The following is a 24,437-nucleotide window of genomic DNA, read 5'->3' as shown; positions in this document are numbered from 1 at the left end:
TCCTGCGCTCCGATGCGTCCCAGACATGCCGCCCCCGCGCTTGACTTCATCCCGGTGCGGTCATGATCTAGGCATCGAGCGAGCCACCGCACAACGAGCTCGCGCCTTGGGAGAATGCAATGAACAAGACGATCGCCATGATCGCGGCAACGATTGCTGTCGTCACGCTCGGCGCCGCGCGCGCTGCGCCGCTGCCCGAAGCCAATCCCGACGACGTCGGATTTTCGAAGCAAGGCCTTGCACGCCTCGATAATTTCTTCGCGCGCGAGATCGCGGCCAAGCGCGTTCCCGGCGCAGTGGTCGCCATCGCGCGCGACGGCAAGCTCGTCCACTACAAGGCCTATGGCCTGCTCGATCCGGCCAAGGGCACGCCGATGCCGCTCGATGCGATCTTCGCGCTGGCCTCGATGACCAAGCCGATGGCAGCGGTCGCCGGCCTGACGCTGATGGAGCAGGGACGGCTGCCGCTCCAGGCCAAGCTGTCAGAATACTACCCGGGCTTCGCCGACATGAAGGTCGGCGTGCCTCAGGCGGACGGATCACTCAAGCTCGAACCGCAGGCCTCGCCGATCTTCATCCACGATCTCTACCGGCATACGTCGGGGCTGATGTATGGCGGCCGCCCCGACTCATCGAGCCCGGTGGCGCGGCAATATCCCGATGGCATTGCGCCGGCGATCGAAGGCGACACCCAGGCTTTCATCGATCGCATCACCAAGCTGCCGCTGGCGCAGCAGCCCTCGACCGCGTTCGAATACGGCTTTTCGATCGATGTGCTCGGCGCTGTCGTCGAGAAGGTGAGCGAGCAGAAGCTTGGCGACTATCTCGCTGCCAATGTCTGGCAGCCGCTCGGCATGAAGGATGCGACCTTCCATCCGACCGAGGCGCAGCGCCCGCGCCTCGCCCGCCCCTTCCCGAACGATCCGCTGACGGGCAAGCCGCAGGCCATCAAGCTCCTGGACACCCCAACCAAGTTCGATTGCGGCGGCGCCTGCTCGTTCGCGACGGTCGGCGACTACATCCGCTTCGGACAGATGCTGCTCAACGGCGGCGAGCTCGACGGCCAGCGCATCCTCGGTCCGAAGACCGTCCGTCACATGACGGCGAACCATCTCGGCCCCGAGATCAAGAATAACGTCGCCAATGTCGAGCCGCATCGCGGCGGCTTCGGCTTCGGCCTTTCGGTGGCGGTCCGGACGGCCGAAGGATTGTCGTCGGTCCCCGGCAATCCGGGCGAGTTCACCTGGAACGGAGCCTACGGGACGCAGTTCTTCTGCGATCCCAAAGAGCGTCTCGTCGTCGTGGTGGGGACGGCGGCACCGGGTGAGCTCAGGAAGTATTATCGCGAGCAGGTCCAGGACATCGTCTACGGCGCGATGACGAAGTGAGATCGTCATGCCCTGAAAGAGAAAGGGCGGCCGCTCCGGCCGCCCTTATTAATCACCGTCAGCTCAACACGCCGTATTTCCTGAACCAGGCCTCTGCCTGCTTCCAGGCATCTTCCGCGGCGTCCTTGCGGTAGCTGCCGCGATAGTCGGCATGGAAGCCGTGCGGCGCTTCGGGGTAAATCTTGAAGTCGGCCGTCTTCTTGCTCTGCTCGAGCGCGGCCTTCATCTGCTCGACCTGGGCGACGGGAATGCCGGTATCGGCGCCGCCATAGAGGCCGAGCACCGGCGCCTTCATCTCGGGCGCGAGCTGCAGCGGGCTCTTCGGCCACAACGGGTTGGCTGGATCGACCAAGGTCCCGTAGAAGGCAACGCCCGCCTTGAGCGCACCGCTGTGAGCGGCATATTCCCAGACCGTGCGGCCACCCCGGCAGAAGCCGATGATGCCGAGCTTCGTCGTGTCGCCGCCTTGCGATCCTGCCCAGGCGACCGTCGCGTCCAGATCCGACAACAGCTCCGCGTCCGGCTTCGCATTCACCACCGGCAGCAGCTCCTTGATATCCGTGACCTTGGTCAGGTCGATGCCCTTGCGGAAATAATAGTCGGGCGCCACTGCGAACGCGCCGAGCTTGGCGAGGCGCCGCGTCACATCCCGGATGTATTCGTGCAGTCCGAAGATCTCCATCGCCACGATGATCACCGGCGCCTTGGCGTTGCCGGCCGGGCGGGCGAAATAGGCGGGCATTTCCTCGGAGCCGACCTTGATCCTGGCATCGCCCACCTGGAGGCCGCTGGTATCCGTCGTGATGATGTCGGCCCGGACCGGACCGGCCGCGAGCGTGTAGCCGGCGGCGACGGCCGCGGTCGCGCTCATGAATCCGCGGCGCGAGAGCGGGGCGACTTTCGTCAGTCCAACGACGTCGGATGTCATGGTGGTATCAAAGCTCATCGATCTTCCCATTCCTGATTCCCATGCTGATGCCTCTCGGGCGCCGCATTCGCCAGTAATTGCCGGATAAACGCAAGTCACCAGCCTGCGAGGACGCGGCTCGCCACGTCAAGCCCTTCGTTGGCGAGCGCCGGTGTCCGCCGTCCGCCGGAGCGTGGGGCGTGGTGCCGGACTTAACCGTCTGGCTGCACTGCATCGCAACATCCATTAACCGAAACGAATGGTTCTTTCCCTGCCCGCCAAGCCTCTTGGCGCTGCAGAGAATGCACCTGTGCGCGCACCCGACGTGCCCTGCCGCAACAAATGGCAGCCGGGGTGACGACAGTGACACATCATGTTGCTTGCGCATCGCTCATCATCACCAAATCACGTGCGAACCGCGGTCATTTGATTGAAATTTTCAGAGGATCTTGGCCGCGCGATTTACCCGGTCTTTCTTTGTGACACCCTAGTTCCACGGCCGGAAGTTCCATCTTCGGAAACGCAGAGGCTTCTTCCCGCGACGCGCGATGCTCGCCCGCAACGGACGACGGAGCGCGAGCGGGTCTCATTCTCGTCCGCCCCGATTGCGCTACCTGAGGCCCAGTTGAATAATCGTTATCCGACCTCTGAAATGAATTTGGCTCGTGAATCGATTGAACTGTTGGAGCAGGCCGCACGCATCCTTTGGTTCGAAGGCACCAAGCACGGTTTGCGCGACCGCGAATGGATGGCGTTGCGCTTCCTCTCCCGCGCCAACCGATTTTCCCGAACCCCCTCGGCGCTGGCGAGCTACGTCGGCACCACGCGCGGCACCGCCTCGTTCATCATCGGCGAGCTCGAGCGGCTCGGTTATCTCGAGCGGAAGCGCTCGGCCACGGACAAGCGGTCGGTGACGTTGAGCGTGACCCAGCAGGGCAAGAAGTTCCTGATGCGCGATCCCGTCAGCGTCCTCGTCGAAGCGATTGCCGTTCTGGACGACGAGGTCAAGATCCGCTTCCGCGACACGTTCCGGCACGTGCTGGACCACTCCGATGCCGCCGAGCAGCGGCACCACACCGACGTCTGCAAGCGGTGCATCTTCCTGCGGGAGGATCGCGCCAATACCGACAGCAAGACGACGGCCGAGTTCAGCTGCCGCCTGTTTCGCGCACCGATCGCCGAGGCGGAGGTCGATCTGCTGTGCACCAGCTTCGAGCATCACCGCCAGTAGAAGGCGGCTCGATCAGGGCGTCGCCTTGCGCGACGAATAGATAACACCGCCGCTGGCTTCCACCACCAGGCGCCCGTTCTCGTTCCTGATCTCTTCGATGCGGCCAAGGCCGGGCACCTGCTGTCCCAGCACGGCTTCGATGACGCCGTTCGGGCCTTGTAGGATCGCGATCCCCTCATAGGCCTGGCGGACCGCCCAGCCCTTGATCGCCTTGCGCGGCGCCGACGCACGCTCGGGTGCGGGCACCGATCCCGTGAACTCGGGCGCGGCGACCGCGGCCATCATCGGCCCTTGCGCTGACACCGGCTGCGTCTGCACCGTCGCCGGCGCGGGAGCTTGGGCGGCTTGGGCTTGGGCCTGCACCTGAGCGAGCTTGTCGAGCTTCACCGTGGAGGACGAGCTCACCCGCTCGATCCGGTCGAGATTCTCGGCAAACCTGCCGAAGCGATCGTTCGTGACCTTGCTGGATTGATCGACCGCGGTCCGCAAGCCGTCGAGGTTTTCAGACACGCCCGACACCTGCTTGCGCAGTTGCGCGACGGTCTCGCGCAGAATCCTGATTTCCGCATTGGCCGCAGCGTTGTTCGGCGCGGGTTGCGTGGTGAGATAGGCGATCACGCCGGTGCAGGCGCAGACCACGAGCATGGCAGCGACCGCCAGAGTTGCGAGCGGCGCGACCCATGTCGGACGGGGTGGCGGCGGCTTCGCCACGATCACGGCCGGCTTGATCACGGCCGGCGCGGGCTTCGGGATCGCCATCTTGTCGAGGCGGGCCTTGGCACGGATGCGCTTCAAGCCATCGAGTGCCTCCTTTGCGAGAGCCTCGTCGCTGGCCGCGGCCGATACGCGCTTTTCGCTCGCGGCAGGCTTGGTCGTTCGCGCCGCGTTGTCCATTGCATCGCTCGCGTCCGGCGCCGGCTTCGCCGCCGCGGAAGCATCCGCGGTCGCGTTGGGACGAGCTTGTCCATCGGACAACATATGAAAATGCTCCGTTCGGTTTCGGTCTGTCGAACGACGATATTTGCCGAAGCTTGCCTGAAACGTGCGGGTCGAAAGCCGTTCATCGCGCGCGATGCGACATCGCATGAGTCGATCGCGTCATACACGTGGCGATAGTGCGACTCGAAAGACACACATACGCCAAGATTTCACCAAGTTGGAGTCTTGGCGCAGACGTGAGTCGAACTGCCGCATGCGGAAAAGCGAGTTCCAGAGTCAATCCGGGGTTGAAAACCCATCAATGTGCGTGCCCCGGAGCACCACCCGAAATAGCTGTAATTGTACGGGGATGCGGAACTATACAACCATCACGATGCAAAACTAGTTTGGCATCAAAATCAACTGATGCGATCTGATACATCAAGAAACAACCTGAAACAAATCAACAGCATCAAGCGCGTGTAGCAATCGCTTTCTTACGCACGCTTGATCGGGAATCGGCAATCGCTACGGTTCTACTCAAGTGATTCTCGCCAGTTGGCGAGGAGATCGACACGGTTCAGCAGTGTTCGGACGCGATGAGCAACTTGGCGCAACTGTTCTAGGTCGTTTCTCAACCTGCTCCGCGAGGTGATCAGTAAGACACCCGCCGAGCCTCACGCAGTAAGCGTTTCAGTATCGAGTTGAAGTAACAGGCCTGCGAGACGCAGGCGCTGAACGCGTAGGGCTGCCCGCGAATATCGAAACCACAACAACGGTTCGCGGGATGGAATGTCGTCAAACAGCATCGTTGCCGAGCCGGGGCATCACAACAACCAACCGGCCGCAACAAGTGCGAAACAGGGGCGAAAGACTGATGTATATTATCGTTGATGATCGTGAGAGCGTCGCGAACAGCTATGTCGGAGGGCTCGTTCGCGAAGGCGTATCGTCGATCGGCTTCTCCTCCGGAGAATTCTGGGACTGGCTGCAATCTGCGAGCGAATCCGATCTGGCGGCGGTGGACGCTTTTCTCCTCGGGGATTGCGATGCCCGCGGAAGCCTGCCGCGGGCGATGCGCAAGCGCTCATCGGCTCCTATCATCGCCATGAGCGGCCAGAAGATGCTCAAGAACACGCTGGAGCTGTTCGAATCGGGCGTGGACGACGTCGTGCACGTGCCGATCCATCTGCGCGAGATCCTCGCACGAACGGCCGCGATCGCGCGCCGCCGGGTGGGCGAGCTGCCGAGGCCCTGCGAGAGCAGGATCCAGGTCTTCTTCAACGGCCGTGATCCCGAAATCGCGGGCCACGCCCTCACCCTGCCCCGCCGCGAACTGCGCATTCTCGAATATATGGTGGCCAACCACGGCAAGTGGATCACCAAGACGCAGATCTTCAACGCGGTCTACGGCATCTTCGAGTCCACCTTCGACGAGAGCGTGATCGAGAGCCACGTCAGCAAGCTGCGCAAGAAGCTCCGCGACCGCCTCGGCTTCGACGCGATCGTGGCAAGGCGTTACGTCGGCTACCGCCTCAACATCCCGGCGGGCGAAACTCTCGACGAGCCGGTGCAGGAGCTCGAGGACGTCGGCATCCTCTTGAAGCGGGCGCAGGCCGCCCCCGCGGCATACCCGGCCGGAAACTGACAAGGGCGCAAGCCTGGCACGAACCGACAACGGCCTCCGCACTTCGCGGAGGCCGTTGCACGTTCAGCGGCGGAGACGATCGGATGAGCAGCGCTTATACAGCCATCCCGCGCTACGGCTTCTGCTGGAATTCTTCCTTGGACACGTAATTGAAGTCCTCGACCAGGACGTCCTGGACGATGTCACCCTGCATCCGTTCGTTGACGCGCTGCTTGATGGCCGTCGTCAGGATGGCGAGGTCGTAACGGGCGAGCTTCCTGAAGTCGAGACGATCGTCGGCATAGATCCTGCGGAAGGCCTCGTCGACGACGAACGGCTCCGGCGGGACGTTCAGCTGGTGCATGGTCCGCGCCTCCATGGTGTAGACGAAGCGCGCGACGATGTAGCCCTGGACATTGCCGTTTTCGACCATCGGCACGCTCAGCGCCCGCGTCTTGTGATATTGCAGCCCTTCGAGATACTCGTCCTTCGCCGGCAGCAGGCTGCCCTTCTCCTTCCAATAGGCGACGGCATAGCTCGTGCCCGCCGTGAGGATGCATACCCAGAGCCCGGCCAGCACCAGCCTGATCATTTTCCGTCCTGCGCTGTGCGACCGGTATAGGTGCCGTCGGACTCGGCGTCCTTGACCGCCTTGACGATGATGCTCGCGACTTCGCGGACCGCGTCGTAGTGCATTTCCAGAATGGAGCGATTCCGCTCGAGCTTCTCGCGCAGCCGCTGAATCTCCTCGGTGATCTCGACCTCGCCGCCAAGGTGCATCCGCGCCCGCATCAGGCGGACGAACTCGAGCATGCTCCGGCTCTTCCGCGCGCTGAAGTCGTCGAAATCGATCTTCTGGCCGGTCGCGAGCGCGGTCGTCTCCTCCTCGACGATACCTGTGAGCCGGCGGATTGCGGCCAGCAGGCCACGCATTTCGTCCGATCTCACCGTGTCGGCGGCGTCGACCCTTGCCTCGCCACCCCCGATCGGCAGCAACACGGGCAGCAGCGCATCCCCCGCTTCGGCTTCCGTCGTCACCATCTCGGTGTCCGCGACCGCCTGGTCCATCGCCACGGCCACCGCGCCTTCTTGTGCCTGCATTGGAAATTCACCTCTCAACTTCTGTCACCCGTTCGCGGATCATGATTTGGCCTTCGCAGCGTCCGGTCCAGCCGGATGCGCGGCGGCGAGCTGCCGGGCGATGCCGACACCGTTGCCCTTTGCCAGCTGGCTGCCGAGCTGCTCTGCAAGCATCGACTTCCAGACGCCGCCAGCCGTGCCCTTGCCGAAGACCTCCTCCGACTCCTTCGGCAACATCGTCTCGACGAAGGTCTGGAGGATGAAGGCTTCGAACTTGCGGTAAACCTCACCGGATGCCGGCGCCTTGATCACCTGCACCGGCGCCCCGTTCACGGCACCCGACTGCGCTTCCGCGACTTTCGCCGCGGATTGATCGGCGGTCGCCGCTTTGGCCTTGCCGACTTCCGCCTCCATCGTGGCGGCGAAATCGGCGTCCGACGATTTCAGCGCGTCGAGCTTCGCGGTCGCGGCGCGCTGCGTCGCGGGGTCCGCGGCTTCGAGGACGTCGAGGACGAGGTCGGGCGTCGCTGTCACGATCATGTCTTGTTCCGGTTGGCTGGCTGTGGCGTCCAGGCGTGCACGGTAAGGCTCGTTCCCGTCATGTCCTCGAGCGAGCGCTTCTCGGCATCGCGGAGCTTGTCTGCGAGTGCGGCCTTGGCGACCTCCTCGATCTGTTTCACGCGGCGGGTCTCCCTGCGAACCTGGTCGAGCTGCTGCACGGCCTGCGCCTGCACCGCACGGGCGCCGACGCTCGCCCTGTTGAGACGCCGCGCGATCGATTCGTTCGACGATCCCGCCGGCGGCTTTCCATCGTTCAAGGCTCCGACCAGCCATTCTTGCTCGTCCTGCAGGCTGCGCTCCTGCTGCCGCAATTGAGCGAGCTGCCATTCGGAGAGCCGGAGCTGCAGCTTCACCAGCGAGACCATCCGGCCGAGCTTGTCCGCGCGCGATGTCATGACCCGGTCACTCCGCCAGCCACGACGACGCGCCCAGCATGAACTGCGTCAGCAGCTCGTCGCTGGTGAGGTAGAGCAGCAGGAAGCCGCCGAACAGCACGAAGGGCACCGAGATGAAATAGACCGGAATGGCCGGCGTCAGCTTGTTGATCAGGCCGACCGCCAGGTTGACGATGACCGAATAGACGATGAAAGGGCTCGAGATCCGCAGCGTCAGCACGAACGCTTCCGAAAGGCGGCCGACGAGCAGCTCGAGCGCGACGCTGCCGCCCAGCCTGCTGCCGGGCTTCCAGACGTCGTAGGAGTTCATCAGCCCCCGCAGCACCTGCCAGTGCTGGTCGGTCATGAAGAACAGCGTGGTGACGGCCGCCATGATCAGCGGCACCAGGGCCGGCGCCGGATCGGTGTCGGCGATCGGTGTGCCCGGGATGTTGCTCAGCCCGATCGCGCTCGCCATCATGGTCGCCATAGTCTGGAGGGCGAGGAAGAACACGCGCCCGCCGAGCCCGATGACGCTGCCGACCACGAGCTCGGAACAGATCAGGAGCGCGAGCGTCAGGGGAGCCGCGTTGTCCGTGAGCGGCTTCAGGACGGCAATCAGGATCGGCGTCAGTGCAAACGTCGTGACCAGCGCGACGAACAGGCGCACCTGGGGCGGAACGTTGACGCTGGAATAGCCGGGCACCAGCATCAGGCAGGCGCCGATGCGGCAAAACACGATGAACGTCACCAGCACGCTGTCGGCGAGCCCTGAGATCACGATATGGCTCCCAGCGCCCTGATCTCGGCGCTGCGCGCGACTTCGACATGCGACAGGATCGGCAAAGTCGGGAACACCCGCTCCAGGATCATCCGGACATAGGGGCGCGCTTCCGGCGTCACTGCCAGCACCGCGCTGGTGCCGCTCTCGGTGAATTTCCGGATCGCGGCGCTGGCTTCGGTCGCGAACTGCTCGATCAGGCGCGGGTCTGCGTCGAACTCGACGACGTCCCCCTTGGCATCGCGCTTCAGGCTCTGGTGGAAAGCGAGATCCCAGCGGTTGCCGAGACGGACCACGTTGAGCACGCCATTGTCGGAGAGATCACCGCAAATCTGCTGGGCGAGTCGGGTCCGAACGTGCTCCGCCACCTGCTCGGAGCGCCGCACATGGGGCGCGATCTCGGCGATCGCCTCGAGGATCAGGTGAAGATTGCGAATGGAGACGCGCTCGGCAAGCAGGATCTTCAGGATCGCCAGCAGGCCCGAATAGGAGATCTGCGACGGGCAGAGATCCTCGACCAGGCGCTTGTATTCGGGATCGAGCCGGTCGAGCAGGGCGCGCATGTCCTTGTAGGACAGCAGCTGGGCAAGGTTCGCCCTGATCACTTCGCTCAAATGCGTGAGCAGCACCGACAAATTGTCGACCGGCTTGCAGCCCTGCCGCTTGACTTCGTCGGTGAAGGCTTCCGTCACCCACAGCGCCTTCATGCCGAACGCGGGCTCGATCACCTCGTCGCCCGGCACGTCGGGCTTGCCGTCCTTGTCGACCAGCACCAGCACCTCGCCGAGCCTGAGCTCGCCATGGGCAACGCGCGTGTCGTGAATCCGGATCTGGTAGCTCTTGGGATCGATCGACAGATTGTCCGTGAGCTTGATCTCGGGAATGACGAAGCCGTACTGCTTGGCGAATTTCTTGCGGATCTTGGCCACGCGGTGGGCAAGCTCGGTGCGCGAGCCCAACAGATGGACCGAAAGGTGGCCGCCGAGCGCCAGCTCGATCTCGGCGGTCTTGAGCTGCTCCTTGACGGACTCCTTGGCCTCAGCCTGGGCGCGCTCGTCGGCCTTGCGGGCCTCCTCCTTCTGCTTCAGCGCGGCCTGCCGCTTCGGCAACGAATAGCCGACGAAGGCCATGACACCCCCAAGCAGCACGAACGGCGCCATCGGCAGTCCCGGCATCAAAGCGAGCACGAACATCATCAGCGCGGCGGCCGACACCGCGCGCGGATAGCCGCCGAGCTGCCGCAGCACCGCCTGCTCCGCCGAGCCCGTGGTGCCGCCCTTGGAGACCAGGAGGCCCGCCGACAGCGACACGATCAAAGCCGGCATCTGCGACACCAGACCATCGCCGACGGAGAGCTTGGTGTAGACGTCGGCCGCGCGGGACAGAGTCAATCCGTGATGGGTGACGCCGATGACGATGCCGCCGAAGATGTTAATCGCGGTGATGATGAGACCGGCGATGGCGTCGCCACGGACGAATTTCGAGGCGCCGTCCATGGCGCCGAAGAACGCGCTCTCCTCTTCGAGCTCGCGGCGCCGGCGCTGCGCTTCCTTGTCGTCGATCAAGCCGGCGGACAGGTCGGCGTCGATCGCCATCTGCTTGCCCGGGATGGCGTCCAGGGTGAAACGGGCGCCGACTTCGGCGATACGCGTCGCGCCCTTGGTGATCACGACGAAATTCACCGTTACCAGGATCGCGAAGATGATGAGGCCGATGACGAAGTCGCCGCCCATGACGAACTGCGAGAAGCCGGCAACGACATGGCCTGCCGCATGTTCACCCTCCCCGCCGCGCGACAGGATCAGGCGCGTCGTCGCGATGTTCAGCGCGAGGCGCAGGATCGTCGCGATCAGCAGCACGGTCGGGAAAGCCGAGAAGTCGAGCGGACGCTGAATCCACAGCGCCACCATCAGGATCAGGGCCGACAGCGCGATCGAGAACGCGAGGCCGAGGTCGATCAGGATCGGAGGAATCGGCAGGAACAGAATCGTGAGCATGGTCACGATGCCGGCGGCGAAAAAGGCATCCGTTCCGAGACGGCGCGGATTGGGCGGGCTAGCAGCTAACGTATCGGCCATGGGTCACCGGCAGGGGGTCCGCCCGTAATCTGCCGCGCAAAGCTTACGCGGGGATGGTGCCGGGGCCGCCGGATCAGAAGCCGCGCTCGATCCTGGAATAGACCATCTCGGTGAAGGTCGACAGATGCGCGCCGATGAAGGAGCCGGAGACGGCAACGACCAGGAGAATGACGATGATCTTCGGCACGAAGGTCAGCGTCACCTCCTGGATCTGGGTCAGGGCCTGGATCAGCGCGATGACGGTGCCGACCAGCATGGCTGCGCCGACCGCAGGCCCGGAGGCGACGATGATGGTCCAGATCGCCGCCTGGACGATATCGAGGGCGTCCCGCTCGTTCATGACTGGCTGATCGTGAGGCCCGGTCCGACCGCGACCTTGGTGCCGTCCTGAAGCGTCGCGATGGAGCCGTCGCTGTTGATGGAGACCGAGACGACCTTGCCGCTGAAGGTCGCGCCGGTCGAGTCGGTGAAGCTGACCGTCTTCCCGATCAGCCCGTTGGCCTGCGACAAGGACTGCGAGGATAGCAGCGCGTCTAGCTTCGCATTCGTCTGCATCGCCTGCTCGACCGTCGAGAGCTGGGCGAACTGGCTCATATACTGCGCGGTGTCCATGGGATTGGTCGGATCCTGGTTCTTCATCTGGGCGATGAGGAGCTGGAGAAACGTGTTGTAGTCTACGCTGTTGCTCGACGTCGTCGAGTTGGTGTCGGTCGAGCTGGATCTGCTGGTGCTGTCGGTCGCGCTGGTGACGTTCATCTTGTCCCTCCGCTGTCAGGCAGCTTCGACTGGGGAAACGGCGGCGGCGCCGGCCAGGATGGCCTGCTCCACCGGAAACAACGCGCGAATCCGCTTGAGCGCCTCGAAATAGCGGGTCGCCCCGACCAGTTCGTCGATCGCGCCGAGCCCATCGAGCATCTCGCGGTTCTCGCAAACGGCACACAAGGCCGCGTGATGCTGGGCGTAGAGCGCCGCAGCATCGCGAACGTCGGTCGGGTTCATCAACATGAGCTGGACGATGAAATAGAGCTGCCGCAGCGCCGTGGTGGCGTCGGACGCCTGCATGACCTGCCCTTCGAGCAGGAACATCACGTCGTTGACGAGCTCGACGGAGACCTTGCGGTCGACGCGGAGCACCGCGCCGTTGATGTAGATCCGTTCGCCCGCGCGCAAGGAGATCTTCATTAAAGCGCGTCTCGGATCAGGCGGTTGATTTCGATGAGCTGCACCACGTCGCTGGACCGCTGCTCGCGGAGACGGTCGGCCTCCTTGACCACCCACAGGCCGATCGAGATGATGTCGGCACGCAGCTTGTCCGGCAGGCCGTTGTCCGGGTGCGCGAGATCCTCGATGAAGATCGTCCACAGCCGCCGCACATAGAGCAGGCTCTCGACCTGATCCTCGAGGCTGAAACGCCCCTTCTGGATCCGCTCGAGCCGGTCGATGCCGAGGCTGAGCGCCTGCCGCTCGCGGCTGCGCGCCTCATAGCCACTTTCGTCAACGACCGCTTCATAGGCTTCAAACGTCATCAGGACCACTCTTCGCAGAAAACCGAACAACTGGACAAAGGTTACGAGCCTGACAGCGCAGCCTTGGCTCAGAGATAATTGATGAGGCTGATCTTCTGGAGCTGCGAGGTGAGCGCCAGCGCGGTCTGGATCTGTGTCTGCAGCGTATTGACCCGGACCGAGGCTTCGGTCGGATCGACCTTCTCCATGCCGACGATCTGATTGTTCAGGATGTCCTGCTGCGTCTTGAGCTTGGCGGTTGCGGTGGTGACCCGCTGCTGGACCGTGCCGACGCTGCCGCCGAGCGCCGCGAGATCGTTGATGGCGTTGCCGACGAGGCCGATGGCCTTGTCCACGACGACCTGGAACGTCTCCTGGCTCAGACTGACGTTCCCGAGGTCGGCCATCATGGTGTAGGCCTCGGCGAGCCTGCGGAAGCCGATCTGGTTGGCGCTCACCGACGTTTCCGCGATCTCCGTCGTGGAGATGCGGCTTTGCATGGTCTGGTCTGTCGCCGACGACCAATTGGTGTTCCAGGCCGGGCTGGCAAACTCGGCATCAAAGGTGGTGTCGAGGAAGGTCTGCATCTGGGCCGGGGTGATCGTGGCCACGCCGGGCGCGGATTGCGAGAAGCCGAAGGCCGCGAGAAAATCCGCATCGACCTGGTTTTTGCTGGCCGAGCCCGCGGCGTAAGGCGTGATGGGCGCGTTCTGCGTGTTGATGCCCGAGAACAGATAGGAGCCGTTATAGGAGACGTTCAGTGCGCCGATCAGGTCCTGGAGATTGGAGGCTGCAGGCGGCAAGATGACCCGCCCGCCGCCGTCGGTGCTGCGGGCCGCGATCAAGTCTTTGAGGAAGTCCGTCGCGGTCTTGCTGAGCTGGGTGATCCGATTCTGCGTCACGTCGAGGCGTCCCGAGACGAGACCGTTGGTGTCGACGAGCTGGTCGGCAAAGCTCCAGTCCGCCCGCAGCGTGAGGTCGCTTCCCGTCGAGGCACCGAGTTCCAGACCAACGTCGTAGAAGCGGCCGGTGGTCGCTTCGGTCGACGCCCTGCTCAGCGCCGCCTGATTGTTCGTGATCGAATACCTCAACGACGAGGACAGCATCAGGGTGGAAACGTAATTTGCGCTCATCATGGCTTAGTTCCCCACGGCGGCCAGCAGGCTCTGCAGCATTTCATCGACGGTCGAGATGATCTTCGACGAGGCCGAATAAGTGCGCTCGACCTGAAGCATTAAGGCCATCTCGTCGTCCATGTTGACGCCGTTGACGTTTGACAACGCCGTGATGCTGCGGTTGAGCAAGGTGCTCTGGTACTCGGAGTTGTCGTTGGCGACCTTGCGCTGATTCTCGATCCAGCTCGCCGACGACGATGCGAAGTCGATCAGGCTGCCGCTCGGCTTGCCTTGCGTCGTTGCGTCGAACGGCTGCGCGGCATCCATGCCGCCGATGAGCTGCTGCAGTCGGGCCGAATAGCCGCCGTTGCCGGCGGTGTTGTATCGGTAGGCGGGGTTGCCGCTGATCGCGCCGTCGCGCAGCAGATTCGGGTTGCCGCCCAGGGTCGGATCGACCGAGGCCGCGACCGAGATCGTGCCGGCGAGACCCACCGAGACGGTCGCGCTCGCCGGCATCGCCGGTGCGCCCGGATAGGTGAAGAGGCCGGGAACGTCGGGCAGCGCCGCGGCGGTCTGATCGCTTTCCCTGAACGTATTGATCAGGCCGCGTGCGATTTCATCGAGCTGACTCTGATAGGTGACGGTGTCCTGGTCGCGCAGCTGGGCGAGGCCTGCGAGCTTGCCCGACTTCAGCGGCATCACCGAATTGGCGCCGGTCACCGGGACCCCGTCGATGTAGACGGCGTTGCCCGTGGTGCCGGCGGTGTAGGCATTCGTCGGCGCAAAGCTCACCGTCCGCGCCGTCTTGTCGAACAGCACGACGCCGCTGTCGGCGTAGAGCGCCGCGTCACCATTGGGGCGGATCGACATGTTGACGCCGACCTCCTGCGACAGCTGCGAGACGATGCTGTCGCGCTGATCGAGATAGTCGGTGATGTCGTCGCCGGAGATCGTGCCTTTCACGATCGCGGTGTTCACGGTCTCGAACCGGGAGAGCAACTGGTTGATGTTCTGAACCGACGTCTGCATGTCGGCATCGGCGCTTTCGCGGACCGACTGCACGGTCCGGGTCGCCTGGTTGAGCGCGGTCGCCATGTCCTTGGCGGACGCGACGGCCGCCTGCGCCAGCGTGGCGTTGTCCGGGGCGTTGGCATATTTCTGCAACGCCTGCTTCAGCGCGTTGAGCTGCGCCGTCGGCGACTGGTCGAGCTCCGGATCGTCCACCGTCGCGGTGGCGATCTTCTGCAGGCCGTCATAGATCGCGGTCTGCTTGGCGGACGACGAGGTCGCGATCAGGACGTTGTTGTAGAGGCCCGAGCTGGCGGCGCGCTGGATCGCCGCGACATAGACGCCGGCGCCAGGCAGATTGTCCAGCACGGTGAGCTTGCGCGAATAGCCGGTGGCGCTGGCCCCGGCGATGTTGCGCGAGATGACCGACGACTGGACGCTCGACGCCATGAGCGAGGAGCGAGCCGAGTTGAGAGCGGCGGTAAGCGACATGGCGTGCTCTTGCCCGAAAACGAGCGCCGAAGAACTCAGCGCTTCAGGTTGACGACGACGTCCAGCAGATCCGAGCCGGTCTGGAACGATTTCGAGTTCGCCGTGAAGCCGCGCTGGGCCTCGATCATGCCGGTGAGTTCGTCCGCAAGGTCGACGTTGGAGTCCTCCAGGGCACTAGACTGGATCGTGCCGAGCCCACCCGTGCCGGCATTTCCGACCTGCGCGTTGCCGGAATTCATATTGGTCGAATAGACGTTGCCCGGTTCGGGCGTCAGATTGTCGGGGCTCGCGACGTCGGCGAGCATGATGGTGTAGAGCGTCATCTGCTGCCCGTTCTTGAGGATCGCCGTCACGTGGCCGGCATCGTCGATATCGACCTTCTCGATGGCCGAAGGAACGCTGCCATTGACGGTGGCCTTGAAGCTGAAGTCGGTGCCGACCTGGGTCAGGTTCGAGAGGTCCAGGGTCATCGCCGCACCGCCGGGAACGGTGAAGGCAAGACCGGTCGGGCTCGCCGCGGCGAGCGCGCCCCGCCCGGCCGCCGTGGTGTCGAAGGTGAAGGTCGTGGCCGCGCCGAGGGAGGTGCCCGTCGCGGAATCGTAAACTTCGATCTGCCAGGTATCCGAGCCGGCAGCCGTCGCCGTGTGGGACATATAGACGTCGAGCGTAACGGCCTGGCCGATATTGTTGTAGGCCACGATCGAGCTCTTCGATGAATATGACGCCGGACCAGGCGGGCCAGCAATGACGGCCGCTTTCGGATCCAGGTTGCCGGTCGTCAGCGTCCCCGCCGTTGACGGCACCGGCACCTGCGAGACCTGGGCGATGTTGACGATCTGCATGCCGGACAGGCTGTTCTGCGAGAAGTTGGTCACGTTGCCGGGCTGGCCCAGAAGATAAAAGCCGGCCCCGTTGACCAGGTTGCCCTGGCTGTCGGGCACGAACGAGCCGGCCCGCGTCAGATATTGCTGCGTGTTGTTGGCGTTCGACACCACGAAGAAGCCATTGCCCTGGACGCGGAGGTCCGTGGTCGACGTGGTATATTGCGTATTGCCCCCGTCGCTGATGGCATAGCGGACCTTGGTTTCGACAGCGCCGGAATCGTAATTGCCGGAGCCGCTCTTCAGGATCAGCGAGGAGAACTCCGTCGAAGCCCGCTTGTAGCCCGTCGTGTTGACGTTGGCGATGTTGTCCGAGACCGTCGACAGCTTGTTGGACTGCGCGTTCATCCCGGAAACGCCGGTGCGCATAACACCATACAGGCTCATGAATTGGGCTCCTTTGGTAGGTTGCAGCTACAATGGGGGTTCTTGCTTGCGCGGGGCTGATGATTGGGCGCGATGCACAGCTTGTCGTGATCCGGTCAGCTCTGCTTCAGCTCGTCCTGGGCTGGCAGAACGAGCGCGCCTTGTCCGTCCACGCGCCGAAACCGCTCGAGACGAGATGCGCAACGATGTGACAGACATAGCGCTTCTGCGCCGGCTGATTGTTGGGACCCGCGTTGTAGCGGGCGACCGCCATGGTCCAGCTGCCCTCGCGCTGCTTCAACTCCTTCAGGAAGCGCGCGGCGTACTCGACGTTTCCCGCGGGATCGAACATCGCCCGGACCGAAGCGAACTTTTCGCCGTGATAGTAATGGTTGATCTGCATGCAGCCGAGATCGATCAACTTGATGCCTTTGCTGCGCATCGCCTCGAAATTCGCGATTGCATCGTTGATGTCCTTGGCGAACACGGTCTGGCCGTCGGCACCGAGGGCATAGGGATGGAGCGCCCCGCGCCGGCCGGTCTCGGTGAGTCCGACCGCATAGAGAATGCCGAGCGGAATCCCGTGCTGCCGGGCCGCGCGCGCCATCTCGCGCTCGCAGGGGCGCGCAGTTTCGGCGGCCACCTGGGCAGCGCCCGCACTAGAGATAAACAGGGCCGCGACGATGATGCGGCGCCACGTCCTGCTCATGACGCGTCTCCTGGTTGAACTGGCGCTCCTCGCGGGCCTGCTTCGCGCCGCCGTCGGATTGCCCCGACGACGTGCCGGCACCGCCGAATGCGCCTTGCGACTGCGGCGAGGATTGTTGCTGGCCTGGGGCCTGCGGCTGCGACTGGCCGGAGCTGCCCTGGAATCCGTCCAGCGATCCGTGCTGGACCGGCGCGACGTCAGCGACGTAGCCCGCCGACTGCATGAGATCGCGGATCTGGTCGCGCTGCTGGTCGAGCATCTGGCTCGTGTCCTTGCGCTCGGCCGCGAGCTGGACGGACACTTCGGTGCCGACGAGACGCAAGCGCACCGTGACGTTGCCGAGCGCGGGCGGTTCGAGATTGACCGTCAGGATCCTGAGCGGCTGATCCGGTGCGTTGGTCTGGGATGCGGCGAGATCGGGTGCCGCGGACGCAGCCGGTGCCGAGGACTCCTTCAGCTCGGCGACGACGGCATTGGCAACCTGCTGCGGGGCGTTGAACTGCGCCGGTGGCAGATGGGTTTCCTGCTGGACCACGGTGACCTTGGTTGCCTCGGGCAGCGCGGCGTGCGCCGAAGCCTTGGCAGCGCGCTCGACATCGGCCGTAACAGCCTCGAAGCCGGGTGATGCCGGCCTTGCGCTCGAAGCCTCCATACCTTGCGTCAGCGCCGGCTGCGGCGCGGCCATCGCTTGCGAAGCCGCAGCCTGCGAGCGTGCGGCGGTCGGGGCAAGTCCGGATGGGACGGTATTGACTGTTGTCGCCTTCATCACGCCCGGAGCCTCGTGCTTCGCCGAGGTTGACCGCTCGTCGCGCGCAGGCGCGTCCTTGTCTGCGGAGGGCACTTGCATCTGCGGCTTCACGGCAGCCGCGGCAGCGATCTCCTGGCCGACCATCACAGCGATGCCGGATTGATCCTGGCGATCTGTCCCGGTGACATGATCGACCGGACGTTGTTTCTCCGCCAGCCCGTCGGACTTGGCGTCGGAGTTCTCGTCCATGGACTTTGGATCTGCAGTGGTCGCGACGCGTTCGCGCAGCGCCGCCTCCTTCGGCTGCTCCTGCTCGATCGGTTGGATCGGACGCGTGCGCAGCGTTCCCGTCTTCGCGGCTGTCTCGCTGCCGTCTTCGCTCAGGGCTTGCTTGGCGAGATTAGAGACGGTGTGGAGCAATTCGTTGAAGGACGAATTCGCCTGCGGTTTGGTCGCTGCGCCCTTTGCCGCGCGCGACCCGCGCATGTTGAGACTCTCGGCGAGACCGTTGAAGAGCTGTCCGGAGGTTCCACTGAGCTTGGTCATGGACGGCGGTCCTTGGTCAGAAGTTCGAGCTCGCCGAGCTGCTTCTGCGCGCGTGCGAGCGTCGCGGTCGACGACGCCAGATCGAGGCGCGCCGGCGTTGCTGGGGGCTTGTCCGCCGCCGCGGCGGATCCGCCCGCGAACGGCTTGCGGACATCGAGCGCGAGCTGCACCGTGGCATTGAGAAGGGGGACGTCGCGTTCGGGCAGTTTCGACCGGTCGAGCGCCTTCAGTTCGGCGAGACCGCCGTCATATTCGTCGGTGAGCACGCGCGAGGCGCCGCGGAAGAAATGGGCGCGCTCGCGTTCCGCCGATGCATCCGCGCTGAGGGTCAAGGCCCGCTCGCCCGCAAGTCGGGTCACGGTCAGCCGTCCGCGCACCATCGCGGCGCGCGCGATCACGAGATAGAGCTTGAGACGGCTGGCGCGATCGACCTGCTCGAGCAAGGCTGAGATCCGCGCAAAGCGGCGCTCGTCGAGTGCCAGGCTAGATTGCGTCAGCCCCGCGGAGAAGCGCTGCCAGAAATCGCCCGCATAGATCGAGTTGCGGTAATGGCGGATATAGGCCAGCGTCAGGAACTCGAACTTCTCGAAATCCTCCGCCTGCCCCACCAACAGGATCTCGCGCCGCAGCGCCGCCTCCTCGACCAGCGTGCCGGGCAACAGCAGGCGCGCATCGTCCAGACGCTCAATCGCGAGCGAGGCCTCGGCGCGCGCGAACAGCGCGCCCTGAACCAGCGCGACCTGTCCGCCCAGTCCCGAGGGAATCGTCCGCGGCTTGATCTCCTTGAGCAGCTCCCGCGCTTCCTCCTGGCGACCCTCGACATAGGCGAGCGCACCGTTGAACAGCCGCTCGTCGACGTTCATCTTGTCGCGCGGCAGTTTGCGGACGACTTGCGGCGCACCGCCACTGAGCAGGTAGATAACGGCCGCCTGGCCATTCCGCGGATTGCTCCACACCGCGGGATCGGCCGCGAGAAACTTCTCGCCGATTTGCCGGATCAGCGCGATATGACTGCCATGTGCGGCGGTGTCGCCATTGGCGATGCCGTCCTGCACCGCTTGCAGCGCGCGGACGAGCTCATAGGGTTCGCTGCCCTGGGGTGGTGCAGGCTGGGCAAGCGCATTTGCCGCGATGAACGGCAGCAGCAAGATGGCGCGGCGCAGCAGCCTGATCAAGGGCGCTTCTCCCGGATCAGGATCTCGATCCGGCGGTTCTGGGCGGCCGCCGGATCGTTCGGGAGCTTCGGCCGCCGATCGGCGTAACCTTCGATATGCTCGATCCGCCGCGCATCGACGCCGGAACGGACCAGCATGTAATAGGCCATCTGCGCACGCGCGGTCGACAGCCGCCAATTGTCGTAAGTTTCCGACCGATACGGCCGATTGTCGGTATGCCCGCGGAGGATGATCATGCCCTGGCGCTTCATCAGCAGCGGCCCGATCTTGTCGATCACGCGGATCAGCTCGGGCCGCGGCTCCGCCGAGCCGACCGCGAACATGCCGAAGCTCGCATCGTCGGTGAGGCTGACCAGGAGCCCTTCCTCGACCTGACGCACCTCGGCCGCCGGCCCCGCCCCTGCTTTGATGTCCGACAGCGCCTCCGCGACCGCGGACTGAAGCTGCTTGAGGGTGGGCTGCTGCGTTTGCGCCGCGTCGCGCGCTTCGGTTTCCTTGGCCGTATCGTTGAGACGAGCCTGCGGGGCGGTGCTCACCTGAACGCCAGCTTGGGCGCTGCCCTCGCGCGGCGACTGCGTCGGTGCGGCGCCCGGCGGCACCAGCGGCGACAGATTTGCGGACGAGCTCTCCGGGCCCGGAGCCACGTTGCCGCCGGCATCATCCGTCCTGCTCCGGCGCGCCTGCACCTCGCCCGGATTTGCTCCGGCTGCGCCGTCTCGTGCGGAGGCATTCGGCTTCGGCTCGCTCTCGATGAAGCGATCGGCGTCCTTGGACGCCTGTGGCGCCAGCTTCCAATAGCCGGGATCGAATGGATCGCGATAGGCATCGCCCCCCTTGAGGCCGTCCTCTTCGGCGGAGGTCAGTGCGCCGGCGCGCCGCTGGCCAGTGGACTGGTTCGCGCTGTTGGCGATCTCGGCGAGCGTCGCATAGGGGTCACGGAACAGGACCTTCTCCTCGAAAGAGGCCGGCTTCTCAGCCGTCGGAGAATCGCCGCGCCTTTCCTCGTTCGTGCCGGCCGGCTGACGCTTGCCGTCCTGGCCTTCGAACGACGACGGCTCCTTTTTTGAGAGATCCTTGAGGCCCTTTGGGGCAGGTGAGTTCTCAGCGAGCTTGATCGGGTTGAAATAGCTCGCGACGACCTGCTTCTGGTCCTGGTTGAGCGCGTTGAGCAGCCACATGACCAGGAAGAACGCCATCATCGCGGTCATGAAGTCCGCATAGGCGATCTTCCAGACGCCACCGTGATGCGCCTCCTCGGCGAAGGCGCTGCGGCGGCGGACGATCACGATCTCATGCTTGACCTCCTCCATGGCGGACTACCGGCGCGCTTCCTTGAGGCGTTCACTCCAGGCGGAGATCTGCGTCTCGATCACGGTCTGGTCGGCCACGACGCGCACCTCGAGCGTCTCGGCGGCCTCGTATGCGATGCCGGTTCGCTTGGACGCCTCGAGCTGCGTCTTCACGAGGTCCAGCAGCTCGCTCGGGCCGGTGACCTTGAAGGCCGGCGCCGACGAGCTGCCGGTCAGTGCCGCGATCTGCTCGACCAGGGATCCGATCGCCTTGTCGCGCACCGCATCGGCGAGGAACGGCAGCAGGATCCGCGCCACGGAGCTTGCGATGTTGGTCTCGATCTCGCGGCAGGCCGCCTCGAAGCCGCTGACGATCGCGACCGCCTGCTGATCGGACCATTTCGCCCGCTCTTCGCCGAGCCGGATCGCGCTGCGGACGCGCTCCTCGGCCAATTTGGCGTCGCCTTCCGCGACGCCAGCGGCATGGCCGCGCCGATAGGCATCGTCCAGGAGATTGACCGGCGGCGCTTCCGTCGCGGGGGCCGGGTGCTGAGCCTGAAGCTGCGTGTGGGCCTGCGGCTGCGATTGAGGCTGCGGATCGCGCCTCGCCTCCTTTGGCCTGGTCAGCACGTCCTGGATTTTTGGAGGCGGGGGCGGCGGCGACGACTTGACCCGGCCATTCGCATCGAACTGCGTCAGGAGTTTTCCGATTGCCGCGTTCATGCCGCCTCCTCGCGTCGCATCCAGTCTTTAAGGATCGCCGCCGCCTGCATCTGATCGAGCCGGACGATCTGCTCGAGCCGCTTCTGCGGCGTTCGCTGCATCTTGCCTTCGAGGTCTTCGACGAGGTTGAGCTCGGCCTCCTCGCCGTCGGGCAGCGCAAGGGCCGCCGAGGCCTCGAGCTGAGCGGCCTCGGCCGCCTCCGCCTGCTCCTGCTCCGCGCGATGGGTCAGAATGCCGTTGACCGCCGGCCGCAGCCCGAACCAGACCAGCATCGAAGCCACGGCCAGGATCGTGATCGCGTTGATGACGCTGCCGAGCTGCTTGTTGATCATCTCGACGAAGCTGATCGGCGGCACCGGCGCCAGCTCACGCGAGCCCTCGATGAAATCGACGGCCGTCACCTGGATCTGATCGCCGCGCGCCTTGTCCAGTCCGCCCGCCGTCGCCGCGAGCTGACTGATCTCGGCGAGCTTGCTGTCGATGATGGCCTGGTTGCTCTTGTCGCCGAGATCGGCGACCAGCCGAGCGCGATTGACCAGGACGGCTATGAACAGCTTCTTGACGGAATAGCCGTCGCTGACCGTCGTCGTGGTCTTGGAGGAGACCTCGAAATTGGTGACGTCCTCGCGGCGGGTCTTGTCCTCGCTGGAGTTCTTGCCGCCGCCCGCATTCACCTGCTGGTCGGGGAGATTCTGCTGCACCGTGGTCGGCGACGAGCGGTCGGCGTTCTGCGAGGATTCCTTCTCGCGTATGGCCCGCACCGAGCGCTCGGCGCGGTTCTCGGGATCGTAGACCGTCTCGTTGATCTGCCGCTTGTCGGTGGACAACTGCGGAGCGACGCTCACCTCGAAATTGTCGAGGCCGAGATACGGCGTCAGCGCCTTGCGGATGCTCTCCTGCACCATGCCGCTGACCGTCTTCTGCAGGCTCGCCATCTTGGTCGGCGCGGCGCTGGCCTCGTCCTCTTCGGCGAGCAGCATCGAGCCGTCGGCGTCGAGCACCGTCACCTTGTCGCGGCTCATGCCGGGAATGGCGGCGGCGACGAGATGCCGGATCGACTGCGCCGTGCGCGCCTCGATCGCGCCGTCGGTGCGCAGCACGACCGATGCCGAAGGCGGCTGCTGCGTGGCGCGGAACGAGCCGCGCACCGGCAGCACGATATGCACGCGCGCCGCCTTCACGCCCTTCATCAGCTGGACGGTGCGGGCGATCTCGCCTTCGAGCGCGCGCAGCTTGGTGACCTCCTGCATGAACGAGGTCAGCCCGAGCGAGCCGATCTTGTCGAACAGCTCGTAACCGGAATTGGCGCTGGTCGGCAGCCCCTTCTCGGCGAGCAGCATCCGCGCCTGCATGGTCTGGCTCGGACGCACCGAGACCGCGTCGCCGGCGGAATTGACGTCGAAGGTGATGTTCTGCTCGCGCAGCGCCGCGCCGATGCGCGTCACGTCCTCGCGGGTGAGGCCGGTGTAGAGCGTTTCGAACTCGGGGCGGCTGAGATAATAGGCGCCGCCGACGACGGTGACGAGAACCGCAAAACCGATCAGTCCCAAGGCCATCAGGCGTCGCGGCCCAAGCTCCAGCAGATTGTTGAGCAGTTGCTGTACCTGCGCACGACTGAGCATATGACCTCGTACCAATGCGAATGGTGACGACACTCAGCTGCCAACCTTGTCTGAAGGTTGCGCGAGGCGCGAATGTTTCGGGTTCGCTGGCGAGGCGTTGCAATTATGCAAGACGAGGCGGCGCAATCGGTTTGGCAGCTGCGAGCGAGCGCTCGGGCGCACGGCAGCCCGAGCGGCTGCGGCATGTTGCAAGACGTATGACGAAGGTTCGATTGCCGGCCTATCGCGTGTCGGCGCCCACCATCACGGCGGGGACCGTGCTCCCTGAGGGAGCACGGTCGTTTTCGAAAGCGCCGCTTAGCCGCGGAACAGCGACAGGATGCTCTGGCTGTTCTGGTTGGCGATCGAGAGCGCCTGAACGCCGAGCTGCTGCTGGGTCTGCAGAGCCTGCAGGCGGGTCGATTCCGCGTTCATGTCGGCGTCGACGAGCTGGCCGACACCGCGGTCAACCGAGTCCATCAGGGTCTTGACGAACTCCGAGTTGGTCGAGATGCGGTTCTTGACCGCACCGAGATCGGCAGCTGCCGAGGCCACCGAGTTGATGGCGGCGGTGACCTGCGCGATGTAGGCATCGAGCGTGGTCTGGTCGGCCGCCGAATCGGTCAGCGCGGAGATGTTGATCGTGTCGACCGAGGCGCTGCCGGCCACGGTATCCAGAATGCCGGTCTGCGTGGTCGAGTAGAGCGTGTAATTGGCGGTCGTCACCGTGATCGAGCCGATGGTGGGCGTACCGCCGACGCGAGAGTAGGACGACACGAGGTTGAAGCTCGTCGGGGTGGTACCCGTCGTCGTGCTCAGCCAGTTAATGCCGTTGAAGGTCGCCGAGTTGGCCTTCAGCTTCATGTCCTGCTGGATCTGGGTGATGTCCGCCTGGATCTTGGTGCGGTCGATACCGGCAGTCTTGGCTTCGACCAGCAGCGCCTGGAGCTTGGTCAGGCCGGATTCCTTGTCGCCGATCACCGAGGTCAGGGCGGTATATTCGGTGTCGACGGTCGCAGCCGACAGGCCGAGCGAGTCGGAGACCGCGGACAGCGCGGCGTTGTCGGAGCGCATCGAGGTCGCAATCGACCAATAGGCAGCGTTGTCCGAGGCGGTGGACACGCGCTGACCGGTGGAGATCCGGTTCTGCGTGGTGGCGAGTTGCGTGCTGACAGACCGCAAGGTCTGGAGCGCGGTCATGGCGGAGGAGTTGGTGAGAAGACTAGAACCCATTTTGATGTCCCTTTGAAGATTGACTTGAGTTGGGGACATACCGGGCTTGCACCGGTACGACAGGGCGGCGTCATGCCTTTGGGCGTGCCGCAAACGCGGGT

General features: G+C 64.6%; 25 protein-coding genes. 3 read left to right on the top strand and 22 right to left on the bottom strand.

Features of this window, described 5'->3' with window-relative positions; translation table 11 throughout:
* The first annotated feature begins 119 nt into the window (after window positions 1–119).
* Window positions 120–1,388, top strand: coding sequence for a serine hydrolase domain-containing protein (locus ACVWYQ_RS33345; protein WP_456726975.1), 1,269 nt, complete (start codon window positions 120–122; stop codon window positions 1,386–1,388).
* A 58-nt stretch (window positions 1,389–1,446) separates the two neighbouring features.
* Here ACVWYQ_RS33345 and ACVWYQ_RS33340 read toward each other — a convergent pair whose 3' ends face one another.
* Window positions 1,447–2,334: a dienelactone hydrolase family protein gene (locus tag ACVWYQ_RS33340; RefSeq protein WP_456726974.1), complete on the bottom strand. Its 888-nt coding sequence runs from the start codon at window positions 2,332–2,334 to the stop codon at window positions 1,447–1,449.
* Window positions 2,335–2,947: 613 nt separating this feature from the next.
* Here ACVWYQ_RS33340 and ACVWYQ_RS33335 point away from each other — a divergent pair.
* Window positions 2,948–3,526, top strand: coding sequence for a MarR family winged helix-turn-helix transcriptional regulator (locus ACVWYQ_RS33335; protein ID WP_271542079.1), 579 nt, complete (start codon window positions 2,948–2,950; stop codon window positions 3,524–3,526).
* Between the two features lie 12 nt (window positions 3,527–3,538).
* Here the strand turns inward: ACVWYQ_RS33335 and ACVWYQ_RS33330 are convergent, their stop codons facing one another.
* Complete coding sequence (locus ACVWYQ_RS33330) at window positions 3,539–4,504, bottom strand: hypothetical protein (RefSeq protein ID WP_404543230.1); 966 nt, start codon at window positions 4,502–4,504, stop codon at window positions 3,539–3,541.
* A gap of 817 nt (window positions 4,505–5,321) precedes the next feature.
* On the opposite strand from ACVWYQ_RS33330, the gene ACVWYQ_RS33325 reads away from it, so the two are divergent.
* Window positions 5,322–6,092 carry a response regulator transcription factor gene (locus ACVWYQ_RS33325; RefSeq protein ID WP_157281875.1) on the top strand — a complete coding sequence of 257 codons (771 nt, stop codon included), beginning with the start codon at window positions 5,322–5,324 and terminating at the stop codon, window positions 6,090–6,092.
* Window positions 6,093–6,204: 112 nt separating this feature from the next.
* Here ACVWYQ_RS33325 and ACVWYQ_RS33320 read toward each other — a convergent pair whose 3' ends face one another.
* The 20 genes from ACVWYQ_RS33320 to ACVWYQ_RS33225 all read right to left on the bottom strand — a co-directional run bounded on the left by ACVWYQ_RS33320 (window position 6,205) and on the right by ACVWYQ_RS33225 (window position 24,336).
* Window positions 6,205–6,663, bottom strand: a complete 459-nt coding sequence (locus tag ACVWYQ_RS33320; RefSeq protein WP_036007081.1) for a hypothetical protein — start codon at window positions 6,661–6,663, stop codon at window positions 6,205–6,207.
* Window positions 6,660–7,172 carry a flagellar biosynthesis protein FlgN gene (locus ACVWYQ_RS33315; protein ID WP_271542081.1) on the bottom strand — a complete coding sequence of 171 codons (513 nt, stop codon included), beginning with the start codon at window positions 7,170–7,172 and terminating at the stop codon, window positions 6,660–6,662. Before ACVWYQ_RS33315 ends, ACVWYQ_RS33320 begins: the two co-directional genes overlap by 4 nt.
* Window positions 7,173–7,211: 39 nt before the next feature.
* The gene (locus tag ACVWYQ_RS33310; protein WP_198399646.1) at window positions 7,212–7,691 is read right to left on the bottom strand and encodes a rod-binding protein; all 480 of its coding nucleotides are present in this window, start codon (window positions 7,689–7,691) and stop codon (window positions 7,212–7,214) included.
* The gene (locus ACVWYQ_RS33305) at window positions 7,688–8,107 is read right to left on the bottom strand and encodes a hypothetical protein (protein ID WP_157281879.1); all 420 of its coding nucleotides are present in this window, start codon (window positions 8,105–8,107) and stop codon (window positions 7,688–7,690) included. Before ACVWYQ_RS33305 ends, ACVWYQ_RS33310 begins: the two co-directional genes overlap by 4 nt.
* A gap of 7 nt (window positions 8,108–8,114) precedes the next feature.
* Window positions 8,115–8,867: a flagellar biosynthesis protein FliR gene (fliR, locus tag ACVWYQ_RS33300; RefSeq protein ID WP_271542082.1), complete on the bottom strand. Its 753-nt coding sequence runs from the start codon at window positions 8,865–8,867 to the stop codon at window positions 8,115–8,117.
* Window positions 8,864–10,945, bottom strand: coding sequence for a flagellar biosynthesis protein FlhA (flhA, locus tag ACVWYQ_RS33295; RefSeq protein ID WP_271542083.1), 2,082 nt, complete (start codon window positions 10,943–10,945; stop codon window positions 8,864–8,866). Before flhA ends, fliR begins: the two co-directional genes overlap by 4 nt.
* Before the next feature lie 73 nt (window positions 10,946–11,018).
* On the bottom strand, window positions 11,019–11,285 hold the full coding sequence (gene fliQ / locus ACVWYQ_RS33290) for a flagellar biosynthesis protein FliQ (protein WP_025034323.1): 267 nt from the start codon (window positions 11,283–11,285) through the stop codon (window positions 11,019–11,021).
* Window positions 11,282–11,701, bottom strand: a complete 420-nt coding sequence (gene flgD / locus ACVWYQ_RS33285) for a flagellar hook assembly protein FlgD (protein WP_036007048.1) — start codon at window positions 11,699–11,701, stop codon at window positions 11,282–11,284. Before flgD ends, fliQ begins: the two co-directional genes overlap by 4 nt.
* A 15-nt stretch (window positions 11,702–11,716) precedes the next feature.
* Window positions 11,717–12,127, bottom strand: coding sequence for a flagellar biosynthesis repressor FlbT (gene flbT, locus ACVWYQ_RS33280; RefSeq protein WP_157281885.1), 411 nt, complete (start codon window positions 12,125–12,127; stop codon window positions 11,717–11,719).
* Window positions 12,127–12,471, bottom strand: coding sequence for a flagellar biosynthesis regulator FlaF (flaF, locus tag ACVWYQ_RS33275; RefSeq protein WP_157281887.1), 345 nt, complete (start codon window positions 12,469–12,471; stop codon window positions 12,127–12,129). The genes flbT and flaF overlap by 1 nt, the downstream gene beginning before the upstream one ends.
* A 68-nt stretch (window positions 12,472–12,539) precedes the next feature.
* Window positions 12,540–13,586, bottom strand: a complete 1,047-nt coding sequence (locus tag ACVWYQ_RS33270; RefSeq protein WP_275497110.1) for a flagellar hook-associated family protein — start codon at window positions 13,584–13,586, stop codon at window positions 12,540–12,542.
* A gap of 3 nt (window positions 13,587–13,589) precedes the next feature.
* Window positions 13,590–15,065 carry a flagellar hook-associated protein FlgK gene (flgK, locus tag ACVWYQ_RS33265; protein WP_456726973.1) on the bottom strand — a complete coding sequence of 492 codons (1,476 nt, stop codon included), beginning with the start codon at window positions 15,063–15,065 and terminating at the stop codon, window positions 13,590–13,592.
* 35 nt (window positions 15,066–15,100) lie between these two features.
* Entirely contained in the window at window positions 15,101–16,333 is a 1,233-nt protein-coding gene (locus ACVWYQ_RS33260; protein ID WP_275497112.1) for a flagellar hook protein FlgE, read from the bottom strand.
* Window positions 16,334–16,439: 106 nt separating this feature from the next.
* Window positions 16,440–17,021, bottom strand: coding sequence for a transglycosylase SLT domain-containing protein (locus ACVWYQ_RS33255; RefSeq protein WP_404543236.1), 582 nt, complete (start codon window positions 17,019–17,021; stop codon window positions 16,440–16,442).
* Entirely contained in the window at window positions 16,972–18,315 is a 1,344-nt protein-coding gene (gene fliK / locus ACVWYQ_RS33250) for a flagellar hook-length control protein FliK (protein ID WP_404543238.1), read from the bottom strand. Before fliK ends, ACVWYQ_RS33255 begins: the two co-directional genes overlap by 50 nt.
* Window positions 18,312–19,490, bottom strand: coding sequence for a chemotaxis protein (locus ACVWYQ_RS33245; RefSeq protein ID WP_404543240.1), 1,179 nt, complete (start codon window positions 19,488–19,490; stop codon window positions 18,312–18,314). The genes fliK and ACVWYQ_RS33245 overlap by 4 nt, the downstream gene beginning before the upstream one ends.
* Window positions 19,487–20,800, bottom strand: coding sequence for a MotB family protein (locus ACVWYQ_RS33240; RefSeq protein ID WP_404543241.1), 1,314 nt, complete (start codon window positions 20,798–20,800; stop codon window positions 19,487–19,489). The genes ACVWYQ_RS33245 and ACVWYQ_RS33240 overlap by 4 nt, the downstream gene beginning before the upstream one ends.
* A 6-nt stretch (window positions 20,801–20,806) precedes the next feature.
* Window positions 20,807–21,502 carry a hypothetical protein gene (locus ACVWYQ_RS33235; RefSeq protein ID WP_404543242.1) on the bottom strand — a complete coding sequence of 232 codons (696 nt, stop codon included), beginning with the start codon at window positions 21,500–21,502 and terminating at the stop codon, window positions 20,807–20,809.
* Window positions 21,499–23,124 carry a flagellar basal-body MS-ring/collar protein FliF gene (gene fliF / locus ACVWYQ_RS33230; RefSeq protein ID WP_404543243.1) on the bottom strand — a complete coding sequence of 542 codons (1,626 nt, stop codon included), beginning with the start codon at window positions 23,122–23,124 and terminating at the stop codon, window positions 21,499–21,501. Before fliF ends, ACVWYQ_RS33235 begins: the two co-directional genes overlap by 4 nt.
* A gap of 297 nt (window positions 23,125–23,421) precedes the next feature.
* On the bottom strand, window positions 23,422–24,336 hold the full coding sequence (locus ACVWYQ_RS33225) for a flagellin N-terminal helical domain-containing protein (RefSeq protein ID WP_157281905.1): 915 nt from the start codon (window positions 24,334–24,336) through the stop codon (window positions 23,422–23,424).
* Window positions 24,337–24,437 lie beyond the last annotated feature (101 nt).

The sequence above is a fragment of the Bradyrhizobium sp. USDA 3397 genome, assembly GCF_054060965.1.
The sequence above is the reverse complement of the archived record's forward strand: the minus strand, read 5'-3'. Positions and strand labels throughout refer to the sequence as shown.

Coding starts and splice junctions, on each gene's coding strand:
- ACVWYQ_RS33345 (WP_456726975.1), top strand. CDS start 120: ATGAACAAGACGATCGCCATGATCGCGGCAACGATTGCTGTCGTCACG.
- ACVWYQ_RS33340 (WP_456726974.1), bottom strand. CDS start 2,334: ATGAGCTTTGATACCACCATGACATCCGACGTCGTTGGACTGACGAAA.
- ACVWYQ_RS33335 (WP_271542079.1), top strand. CDS start 2,948: ATGAATTTGGCTCGTGAATCGATTGAACTGTTGGAGCAGGCCGCACGC.
- ACVWYQ_RS33330 (WP_404543230.1), bottom strand. CDS start 4,504: ATGTTGTCCGATGGACAAGCTCGTCCCAACGCGACCGCGGATGCTTCC.
- ACVWYQ_RS33325 (WP_157281875.1), top strand. CDS start 5,322: ATGTATATTATCGTTGATGATCGTGAGAGCGTCGCGAACAGCTATGTC.
- ACVWYQ_RS33320 (WP_036007081.1), bottom strand. CDS start 6,663: ATGATCAGGCTGGTGCTGGCCGGGCTCTGGGTATGCATCCTCACGGCG.
- ACVWYQ_RS33315 (WP_271542081.1), bottom strand. CDS start 7,172: ATGCAGGCACAAGAAGGCGCGGTGGCCGTGGCGATGGACCAGGCGGTC.
- ACVWYQ_RS33310 (WP_198399646.1), bottom strand. CDS start 7,691: ATGATCGTGACAGCGACGCCCGACCTCGTCCTCGACGTCCTCGAAGCC.
- ACVWYQ_RS33305 (WP_157281879.1), bottom strand. CDS start 8,107: ATGACATCGCGCGCGGACAAGCTCGGCCGGATGGTCTCGCTGGTGAAG.
- flhA (WP_271542083.1), bottom strand. CDS start 10,945: ATGGCCGATACGTTAGCTGCTAGCCCGCCCAATCCGCGCCGTCTCGGA.
- fliQ (WP_025034323.1), bottom strand. CDS start 11,285: ATGAACGAGCGGGACGCCCTCGATATCGTCCAGGCGGCGATCTGGACC.
- flgD (WP_036007048.1), bottom strand. CDS start 11,701: ATGAACGTCACCAGCGCGACCGACAGCACCAGCAGATCCAGCTCGACC.
- flbT (WP_157281885.1), bottom strand. CDS start 12,127: ATGAAGATCTCCTTGCGCGCGGGCGAACGGATCTACATCAACGGCGCG.
- flaF (WP_157281887.1), bottom strand. CDS start 12,471: ATGACGTTTGAAGCCTATGAAGCGGTCGTTGACGAAAGTGGCTATGAG.
- ACVWYQ_RS33270 (WP_275497110.1), bottom strand. CDS start 13,586: ATGATGAGCGCAAATTACGTTTCCACCCTGATGCTGTCCTCGTCGTTG.
- flgK (WP_456726973.1), bottom strand. CDS start 15,065: ATGTCGCTTACCGCCGCTCTCAACTCGGCTCGCTCCTCGCTCATGGCG.
- ACVWYQ_RS33260 (WP_275497112.1), bottom strand. CDS start 16,333: ATGAGCCTGTATGGTGTTATGCGCACCGGCGTTTCCGGGATGAACGCG.
- ACVWYQ_RS33255 (WP_404543236.1), bottom strand. CDS start 17,021: ATGAGCAGGACGTGGCGCCGCATCATCGTCGCGGCCCTGTTTATCTCT.
- fliK (WP_404543238.1), bottom strand. CDS start 18,315: ATGACCAAGCTCAGTGGAACCTCCGGACAGCTCTTCAACGGTCTCGCC.
- ACVWYQ_RS33240 (WP_404543241.1), bottom strand. CDS start 20,800: ATGGAGGAGGTCAAGCATGAGATCGTGATCGTCCGCCGCCGCAGCGCC.
- ACVWYQ_RS33235 (WP_404543242.1), bottom strand. CDS start 21,502: ATGAACGCGGCAATCGGAAAACTCCTGACGCAGTTCGATGCGAATGGC.
- fliF (WP_404543243.1), bottom strand. CDS start 23,124: ATGCTCAGTCGTGCGCAGGTACAGCAACTGCTCAACAATCTGCTGGAG.
- ACVWYQ_RS33225 (WP_157281905.1), bottom strand. CDS start 24,336: ATGGGTTCTAGTCTTCTCACCAACTCCTCCGCCATGACCGCGCTCCAG.